Origin of the sequence: Candidatus Arsenophonus triatominarum (genome assembly GCF_001640365.1) — a bacterium.
GTDB lineage: Bacteria > Pseudomonadota > Gammaproteobacteria > Enterobacterales > Enterobacteriaceae > Arsenophonus > Arsenophonus triatominarum.
In genome coordinates this window covers 1-8,492 of record NZ_LWMI01000091.1, presented here as the reverse complement: position 1 = coordinate 8,492, position 8,492 = coordinate 1, and the positions used below count along the sequence as shown (strand labels likewise).

The 8,492-nt window shown below is 39.3% G+C and carries 10 protein-coding genes and 2 pseudogenes; all 12 read right to left on the bottom strand.

What is annotated here, in order from left to right:
• On the bottom strand, window positions 1-488 hold a 488-nt coding region (locus tag AYJ55_RS24240; RefSeq protein ID WP_222703556.1), incomplete at its 3' end, for a phage head-binding domain-containing protein.
• 70 nt (window positions 489-558) lie between these two features.
• Complete coding sequence (locus AYJ55_RS24235; protein WP_063658192.1) at window positions 559-1,077, bottom strand: hypothetical protein; 519 nt, start codon at window positions 1,075-1,077, stop codon at window positions 559-561.
• A gap of 1 nt (window position 1,078) precedes the next feature.
• Window positions 1,079-2,164, bottom strand: coding sequence for a hypothetical protein (locus AYJ55_RS24230; RefSeq protein ID WP_063658191.1), 1,086 nt, complete (start codon window positions 2,162-2,164; stop codon window positions 1,079-1,081).
• A gap of 45 nt (window positions 2,165-2,209) precedes the next feature.
• Entirely contained in the window at window positions 2,210-2,482 is a 273-nt protein-coding gene (locus AYJ55_RS24225) for a hypothetical protein (protein WP_063658190.1), read from the bottom strand.
• 265 nt (window positions 2,483-2,747) lie between these two features.
• Window positions 2,748-3,077, bottom strand: a complete 330-nt coding sequence (locus AYJ55_RS24220) for a hypothetical protein (protein WP_063658189.1) — start codon at window positions 3,075-3,077, stop codon at window positions 2,748-2,750.
• Window positions 3,077-4,006 (bottom strand): phage DNA ejection protein, encoded by a 930-nt coding sequence (locus AYJ55_RS24215; protein WP_162505869.1) that lies wholly within the window; start codon window positions 4,004-4,006, stop codon window positions 3,077-3,079. Before AYJ55_RS24215 ends, AYJ55_RS24220 begins: the two co-directional genes overlap by 1 nt.
• Window positions 4,007-4,017: 11 nt before the next feature.
• Complete coding sequence (locus AYJ55_RS24210) at window positions 4,018-4,626, bottom strand: lipase chaperone (RefSeq protein ID WP_063657748.1); 609 nt, start codon at window positions 4,624-4,626, stop codon at window positions 4,018-4,020.
• Window positions 4,604-5,071 (bottom strand): DUF2824 family protein, encoded by a 468-nt coding sequence (locus AYJ55_RS24205; protein ID WP_063657658.1) that lies wholly within the window; start codon window positions 5,069-5,071, stop codon window positions 4,604-4,606. Before AYJ55_RS24205 ends, AYJ55_RS24210 begins: the two co-directional genes overlap by 23 nt.
• Entirely contained in the window at window positions 5,071-5,718 is a 648-nt protein-coding gene (locus AYJ55_RS24200; RefSeq protein WP_063657659.1) for a hypothetical protein, read from the bottom strand. Before AYJ55_RS24200 ends, AYJ55_RS24205 begins: the two co-directional genes overlap by 1 nt.
• Complete coding sequence (locus AYJ55_RS35270) at window positions 5,715-7,475, bottom strand: packaged DNA stabilization protein (protein WP_342668192.1); 1,761 nt, start codon at window positions 7,473-7,475, stop codon at window positions 5,715-5,717. The genes AYJ55_RS24200 and AYJ55_RS35270 overlap by 4 nt, the downstream gene beginning before the upstream one ends.
• Window positions 7,447-7,924: pseudogene (locus AYJ55_RS24190) on the bottom strand (packaged DNA stabilization gp4 family protein). Before AYJ55_RS24190 ends, AYJ55_RS35270 begins: the two are co-directional and overlap by 29 nt.
• A 254-nt stretch (window positions 7,925-8,178) precedes the next feature.
• Window positions 8,179-8,492: pseudogene (locus AYJ55_RS27550) on the bottom strand (P22 phage major capsid protein family protein); the annotation flags it as partial.

The window sequence follows — 8,492 nt, the reverse complement described above, 5'->3', positions numbered from 1 at the left end:
TTAAATCGCTCAGATAGCGGGTGGACATTACCATCACCAATCGCACCAAATTGTTCAGGCGTAACATAATGCAACATCTGTTGCAGATTACCCGATGGCTGGACACCTATCATTGATGCACCATCGGGTTGTTTAAGCTTACCTTTAAATTGGTCAGGATCGTACTTTAGAATATTTGGAAAATAGAATTGTTGCGCACCATGGCTGTCATACACAACCATTGAATGACCTTCTACTGTGACAAACTTGGCAATTTGACCATTGTAAACTGGATAGCCGGCTTGATTGATGATAATAGGTTGTGCAACAGGGACATGTGATCCGTCTTCATTCTCAAGATATACCTGAATCTGGTTCTCTGGGATGGTGGGATCCCTATCGATTTTACCGATGTAAACCTTACCATTGCTTGCAGCAGCAAACTTTCTTCTTAAGGTGAATAATTGGCTTGGCATACTCACGACAACATTAGGCATAATATCTGACATTTTTTCTCCAGATAGAAATGAGGTGTATATTTATTAAATAATGGGATTTATAAAACTTTTAGATAGATTGTTATTCGTTGTTGTTACTTTTTGTCATTCCACTCATCGTAGCAACAAACCCAAGTCTGGCCATTTGCTGGAACTCTTCACGACTCAGCGTATCACGAAGTACTCTCATTACGGCTTTATTTTTAACAAAGCGTCTTTCAGCAGCTTCAATGGCTGATTGACTCGCTCCAGCATTAACCGCTTTAGTTGCTTCCTGAATAGCTTTCTCTATTGCATATCTGCCACTACGTTTACTGGCTAAATTGGCAATACCAGAATACAAAGCAGAACTCGCTAAAGAACCTAATACAGAACCAGTTACTCCAGCTCCTGCATAGCCAGCAATAGCCCCAACCGCTTTATTCTTGAGTGGGTCAGAAATAATTTGTAATATTTTTGGTAATTCACCATTGAGCGTTTTCAGGACGGGAACTGATCTTCCTGTATGTTCAATGCTTCTTAAAGGTTTTGACGCCGCTTTTGCTAATAAGCCATAAGCTTCTGTCAGTCTTCCAAGATCGGGTGAATATTGTCTAATCACATTAATGTTTTGTGTGTAAGTATTGAAGCAATATGTGAAATTCCCGCGCCTTCTGATTTACCCCTCTCACACCTTGTGATGCTGCATCCTGCAATATTGATGCTATCGTTGGTTCATGTTCATCCTTTGGAACAGATTTCATTATTTTATGAAAATCTTTTAAACCTTTTTTCGATGAGCTTTGTAATGCAGAAACGCCTTTTGTGATTAGCGCATCATTTGATAGGTCTCTTCCAAAAATAGCTTCAGCATCTTTTTGGGCGGTTATTCTTGCCTTAGATAATTCATTAGCTTTCGTCCAGTCTTCAAGAAAACCACCCTGTTGTGCCATTTTCTGCATATCTTGTGTTATGGCTTGTCTAACTTCTCCAGCACGTCTGGCCGCATTTGCTTCACCTCTACGGCTATATTTTTCTGCTGCATCAGAAAATTTAGCTCTCCATGCTTTCATGCCATCAAACGTAATTCCCCCTTTTTTATAAGCAGAAACAAATTGCTTCATTTCAGATGATAAAGGAACGCCAGCAGAATTTTCAGCTTGAACAACCGCATTGGCATTAGCCATTTTCATCTTTTGATTTGGCATTGTAGATCTAACATTATTCCAGGCTTTCCACTCTGCCTCTCTCATTTCATCTAGATTTGATATGACTCTTCCTTTAATCGCTGCGCTTTTTTCTGATGCCGTTCCAGATTCTGCACCTAATTCCTCTAAGTTTTTGTTCAACTTGCTTTTTATTTCATCAAATGCTTTCATGTGAGCATCTTGCACAATTCCTGGTGTTGAAGATAAAACTCCTTCAGTTTGCGCAATGCCTGTACTACCTGAACGCATACCTGGCGTTAAAGCATTAATGTCAATACCCGTAACATCAGCTGCTTTAGCAACATCCGGATCTATTTTGGCGGCTTGTTCTGCTATTGATTCTCGTCCTGCTTCAGATCTGGCTAATTGTACAATATCATTTGCCGTGTTAATTTCAGTTGATGCTGGTGATGCTGTACGTTGCACAACTGCATTATAAGCTTTACCTAATAGCGGAGTAATCGCTCTCGTTAATCCACTACCAGCAACCCCAATACCCAAATCAGTCGCTAAATTTTGGCCATTATCGCGCTGACTATATCTGTGCTAATGCCCTACACTATTTTCAGCCACCATATCCGCTAATTTAGTTGCACCACGCTCCAGTCTTCCCGCGTTGGTAACAGAACCTAATGCGGCTGCTGTTCTTTCTGCGCCAACACCAGGAATAAGATAAGGCCCAATTTCAGCACCCAATTTGGCATATGGATCTTGTGGTTTTAAATTATCAGGTAACTCTAATCGCTGTGTTGGTGTATAAGTACCATCGCCAATTCCTAACTGATTACCCCGCCCACGAAGCTCCTGACATAAAAGCATCGGCAATTTCAGGGATAATATTCGCTACATTAACACCTGTTTGCAAAAGTCCTTTTCCTGCTCAGTAATAGGATTACTATCTTGGTTTGAGTAGATCGTCTTTGTTGAATTAATCCAGCAATTCGTTGAGCGCCAGTCTTATCGCCTGCTGAATCCGCATTTCTTAATGGCAGTAAAAAGCTGTTCTTCTGAATAATCATTGATAGCCATGATTACCTCGATAAATATTTTATTTAATAATTCATCATCTGAAATATTTGAACTATCAAACATTCATCTTTTCGTTAGGCTCATCTTGCTTAAAATCCGGGTAAATTTGCTTGAAGTTAGCATTCAGCCTATTTTTGCTAGTATTTGCGTTTTTTATAATATTCTGCAATGTTTTTCTGAGCGCTTCTGGCGACTGTTTTTCACTCAAATTACCCAGTGAATTCTGCAATGAACCAAATTCTCGGTTAGTGGTATTCCCTAATCCAGCGGCACCATTGGCTGACAATTCTTTCATTGAGCTTAATGTTTGCAGTCCTATTTGATCTTTCAAATTGCTAATCTGTGCCGCTAAATCTGCTCTGACAGTACCAGGAATATTTGGCATTATACTTCCTGCCCCAACCGTCCATTCCAGATAGGGATTATCCAATATACTTTGCGCTTGTTGTGCAATCTGTCTGCGTTGTCATTAATTGTATCAATGCGTTTTCTATCATTAATCGGGGCGACACGTTTTTTTTCAGTTGCTTCATCTATCTTTTGTTGATTAGCCGCAATTTGTTGCTCTAATGCTTGTTTTCGCAATTCGTTAGTCGAATTTTGTGCTTGTCGATCAAGTTTCTTGTTCTCAAGTTCTGCTCTTTTTATCTCTCTATCCAAGGCTGCATTTTGCGCAGAAATATTTTGACTTCTCATTGTTAAAGACTCACCTGCTCGGTTGCTGCGTTCTGTTTCAGCAAGTTTACCTCTGTCAATGTCACGACCTTCTTGTTTATCTTGAATATCAAAATATTTTTCTGGACCCAATGCATGCATACCAATTAAATCAGTCATCTGATCAAACTGTTTTGGGTCTTGCTTGTAGGATAAAAATGCTTCTTCTGGTGATAATCCCATCTGATTTAATATCGGTGCATTTTTCTGTAATGATGACATCAGTGATTGATCACCACTTTTTGCAGCAAGACGCAAATCCATGGCTGCTTGTCCAATAACCTGATTTCTGTCCTGGTCAATAAAACCCATCCCTTTTTGAATGCGTTCAATTTGTTCAGGATGAGCCACAGCAAGTTGCTTCATTGCGTCGCGATCATTAGCCGCATAAGCCGCACCGAAAGATTTCATAAAATCCGCTTCTGATTGCTGTTTTTCTCTTGCCTGCAAATTGTCATAAATTGAACCTATACCCTGTGCAAGCATAACACCCGTATTAGGACGTTCAGCATATTGTGGTACTGCTGGCAATCCTAGCCCTCCCGCAGTTTGATTCGATATTTGCATACTGGGTAATCCAGCAAGTTGAAACGCCGCCATAGAAACTCCAATTAAAATAAACTACCCAGTGCACCTAAACCACCACCAATTACAGCTCCCCATGGTCCGCTAATACTTGCGCCTGTTGCAGCTCCTGCCATGCCACCACCTAATGCTCTCTGCCATCCAGAAGGGCTACTTGCCGAAGCCGCATTTGCTGCTCCAATGTTCTGTAATAATTGACCGACATTATTAGCGTAATTTTGACCTGCTGAAGCTTGTCCGGTTGCTGCATTCATGCCAATGCCAACTAAATTACCGTAATTTTGCATCTGATTAGATAGAAAATTCTGCCCTAATGCTGGAGCGATAGATGCTAATTGATTACCTGTTGCCGTCGAACCTAAACCACCTGTCGCTTCGGCGGCATTTAAACTTTGGTACCTCGCTTGACTAGCCAAATCATTAAACTGTTGCGAATTATAAAAATTGTTCAATGCCTGTGCCTGTCCCTCTGGCGACATCAAATTTTGCAATTGATTTAACGCTGGCACCCCGACTCCCATGTATGGCGTTAAATTTTGCATTACACGTTGCCATTGGTCTCTTTGTAGATCTATTGCTTCACGTGATGCCCTAGCTTGTTCGCTTGCGCCGTTATCCCCACCGCCTCCACCCATCTTCTAACTCCTCTTTTGTTACCTGATACATTGTCATATTGATTTGTTGATTACCTGCCGTTAATGCATTATCAATCACACCGACTCTTCGCATGTTCATTAATTTGCAAATAATTTTCCCCCACGGGGTTTTTTCAGGAACATACGTAATCACGGTTGAAAAATTGATATTATCCACCAACCATTTTGAAAATTTTTTTGTGGCTTCTAATGCATATTTTCCTCGAAAACCTGGATCAAACACAGGATGAATTTCAATTAACTTGTTGCGAATAAATTCTATTGAAAAAAAACCAACCAGCATTAACCCTTCATAAACACCCACATAAAGCTGATTGTTCTTTAATTGATAATCCCCGTTATTTTCCATTGCATAACCGATCTTGCTTTTATCCATAAAAAACCGCTGGAATTGTTGGATATTGTCAATAACTTTAATTTCCATCAGTCAATCAACCCGTGCGATCTTAACGCGTCTTCTAGTGCCTTGATGCGCTGGCGGGATGCGATTAATGCATTAGCCAATGCATCAATTTCATCTTTTTTATACTTTTTTCCAATTGCGAAGGATTGATCTGCATCAAAAGCGTTCTTCAATGGAGTACCGATAGCGGGAGTAAATCCAATAACACGCTGACCAACCACTTTTGTACCGTTAACGGAATAAGCAGTGTTGACATTGAGGGATGATGATAAATTTTGCTGAGTCACTCGACTCAAGGAGACGTAATCAACGATAATTTCGGATACTTTGCCATCCAAGTCTTGTATCTTTATTTTAAGTCCGTTAACGTCGTTCTCAATATTAAGCACCCGAACCTCAAGACTTGCTAAACCCTCCTCAGTTTTTGTTATCCTTTCCTCGTGATTCCCAAGGATAATATCTTGCTCTTCATTTTTAAGTTGCGCAGCATAAGCTTCATATCCTGAGTCGTTAGCTCTGTTAACGACTTTGCCTATATCCTCGGCACCACTTAAAACGATCCTACGATAAGATTCGCTGAAATTTGAAGGAAGGATATCAGGGGTGATATATGAACCTTGGACGCTGATTGGCTCCTTTAATCCTGGATTTGCATATTGATTCGTCATTGTTCAATCCTTAGCGACATATTCGATAATGTCACAGGTGATTTAGTGATGATACGTATTTTAAAACCAATATTTTTTCTAACTCTGCCAATTCTTCGCCAAATAACTCGCTGGTCATAACGAAACGGGGAGTTTTGCTCTATTAATTGCTCTCTGCCATAATTGATGCCGTCTGTTGTTGCGGACAGAAATAATTTATCTGCAATTTGAGCAACACCAGTCGAAGATTCCAGTTCAAAATCAAATAATCTTGCATTGTCAGCTTTTATCATTGGTGTATAAAGAAGGTGTTCTGTCGATTGTTCGTATTGACTTGATGCGTCGAAAACTAAATTACCGATAATTCCTTCTTTCTTGTCACCCGCTGTGATTTGATTTCCATAGAACATAAAATCAATCGCACGATAGGGATTGTCATAAAGTCCTGATTTCAGTATCGACCATTGATTATTTGCAGAAATATCGAAACAAAGAGTATGCTTTGAAAGATGAATAATTAATAATTCATGATTATCAAATTTAATTGATTCCATAACTGATTTAGACAATTCATCAGCAGAATAATTACTGATGATTTTATCAATAGTAGCCGTTGATATTTTGTTTTTTTCACCTGAACCTATAATATAAACTGATGGTTGACCAATAGAATGATGACTAATAATTGCGTAATTGTCCTGATAACGACATTTGCAATTACGACCTGCAATACCAATCTGAATCATATACGCTGGTTGAGCAATATAAATGGGTTGTGAAGTATCAGAAGAGCCAGTTAACGAAAAGTATTCAATCGTAGAAGAACCAAAACAGACTATCATGTCTCGCCATGATGCAACTGAAACTATCCCATCAGGTTGCGATTCAGCGCTGTAAAATGGTCTATATCTATCAGGTTTTGATTCATCTTCAAGATCAGTTATGCCAAATCGATTACCCCCTTTTTGCAAAAATACATAACGACTTCTATTGTGACAAACATCAATAACTTCGCCTAAGTTGTATTGCGGATATCTTTCAATAACTTCTGGCACAGTCTGAATCATTGCAAATTCTGTAGAATCAGTGGTGGAACTATTCATCTTATAAGTTATTGTTATTTTTCCCCCTATTCGCTTAATTCCTTCCACCAAAATATCCGTCAAATAAGGTTTATTTCCTCCAGGATTACTTTGCGATACACGTGATCCGAACTGAGATTCAGAAATCGTTATTTCATTTCCCTTTTTGCCATCAGATGATTTTGGAATAATTTTAAGGGATAAATATCCTTCAATATCATCTTTTGATAATGTCACAAAATCATCATTACCAGCTTTATGTTCCCATTTTTTTACTTCTCGTGTGTATCCTTTTTTGACAACAACCTCTTCTGGCCAATTTGATAATTCTTTTTCTTTCCCATCATAGTCATAGAACTTTAATTTTCCACCAAAGCAAATCGCTTGACTGTTTCCTGAATGAGAAAGTGAAACCCGATCAGTTCCAGGTATATTAGCAATTTGAATGCCATTAAGATAAAGCTTGTTACCACAGACTCGATAGATAGTGTTGTTTTTTGTATTAAATTGCACACCACGTGATATGCCGTTCACTTCCTGTTTTTTTTCAATACCAGGGAATGATCTTAAATAACCCGCAGCATTAAGCACCTCTTTAGGTGTTGCCAGCATATTTACGGGTAATGCATCAATATAATCTGCGGTCTTGACATCTTTAGCTAATCCTTTAGCTAGCGGAATCTGCATTTTTGGCATGGAATCCCCTCTCAGCATAATAGCTATCAGCGCCTAACGAGGAGTATTTATTACCTTGACCAACAGGCATATCACCCCGCCTTTCTATTGGTGGAACACTGAGCGTGTCAATAAGAAGCGCATCATAGGAGGCGGCGGCCGACGCTTCTTGTCTCGGGGTAGGCTCAATGCAATAATCCGATAACATTCTCAGCATCAATTGATAACAATAACCTGTTTATATTTACGAGGAAGACCTGACGCATCATCGGCTGCGGGTTGTTCATCTAATGAAAACTGATAGCCCAAATCCCCAAATGTAATTTGTAACTCTGCCATCAAGTCTTCAAGGTCAGTAATACTATCTTCAAACGATTGTGGTTCTACCTCTGTGTTAGTCGCATCTGAGGCAATACCCGCCTTACGCAAAGCAAACAGAACAATCTCACCTTAGTTAACGGCTTTCTCATCTTTAGTGCCCTTTTCTTTTTTAGGCTCATTAGATTTTTCAGGTGTTTTTTTTAGGTTCCTTTACTTCATCAACAGATGAAACAAAGCCCATTTTTTTGAAGACAGGGAAATCCGCTGCAACAATCACTGCCTGAACAAATCCAGCTTTATTATCCGACCAGACGAAAACGCTTTTTCTTTCCATGAGTAACCTCAAATAAAAAAAGGGAGCCAACGCTCCCATATTGTTACGAAGATAATCAAGCATTGCCAAAAATTGGCCACCCATATGTGGATTAAAACAGACATAGGCAGGTAATAAATCAAAACGCATCATCTGTTTATTTGCATCCCCATCAGCATATTTGTGTACACGAATAGAGAAACCCTCATAACTTGCGACTGCTGAATCAATGCTATGTAATTTTGGCAAGGGGATGGTTCCTAACCCACAGAAAAACTTATTGTAAAAAAGATTAGGTTTCATCTGTTGTTTTTGCAGTTCCTATGATAGAAACGGCATCTCCTGCCTTAACTTTTGCATCAACGGCATTGTATTGGGCATTTTTTTCATCATAAATTGGAACA

Coding starts and splice junctions, on each gene's coding strand:
- AYJ55_RS24215 (WP_162505869.1), bottom strand. CDS start 4,006: ATGGCGGCGTTTCAACTTGCTGGATTACCCAGTATGCAAATATCGAAT.
- AYJ55_RS24220 (WP_063658189.1), bottom strand. CDS start 3,077: ATGCCAAATATTCCTGGTACTGTCAGAGCAGATTTAGCGGCACAGATT.
- AYJ55_RS35270 (WP_342668192.1), bottom strand. CDS start 7,475: ATGCCAAAAATGCAGATTCCGCTAGCTAAAGGATTAGCTAAAGATGTC.
- AYJ55_RS24225 (WP_063658190.1), bottom strand. CDS start 2,482: ATGCTTTTATGTCAGGAGCTTCGTGGGCGGGGTAATCAGTTAGGAATT.
- AYJ55_RS24205 (WP_063657658.1), bottom strand. CDS start 5,071: ATGGAAATTAAAGTTATTGACAATATCCAACAATTCCAGCGGTTTTTT.
- AYJ55_RS24210 (WP_063657748.1), bottom strand. CDS start 4,626: ATGGGTGGAGGCGGTGGGGATAACGGCGCAAGCGAACAAGCTAGGGCA.
- AYJ55_RS24200 (WP_063657659.1), bottom strand. CDS start 5,718: ATGACGAATCAATATGCAAATCCAGGATTAAAGGAGCCAATCAGCGTC.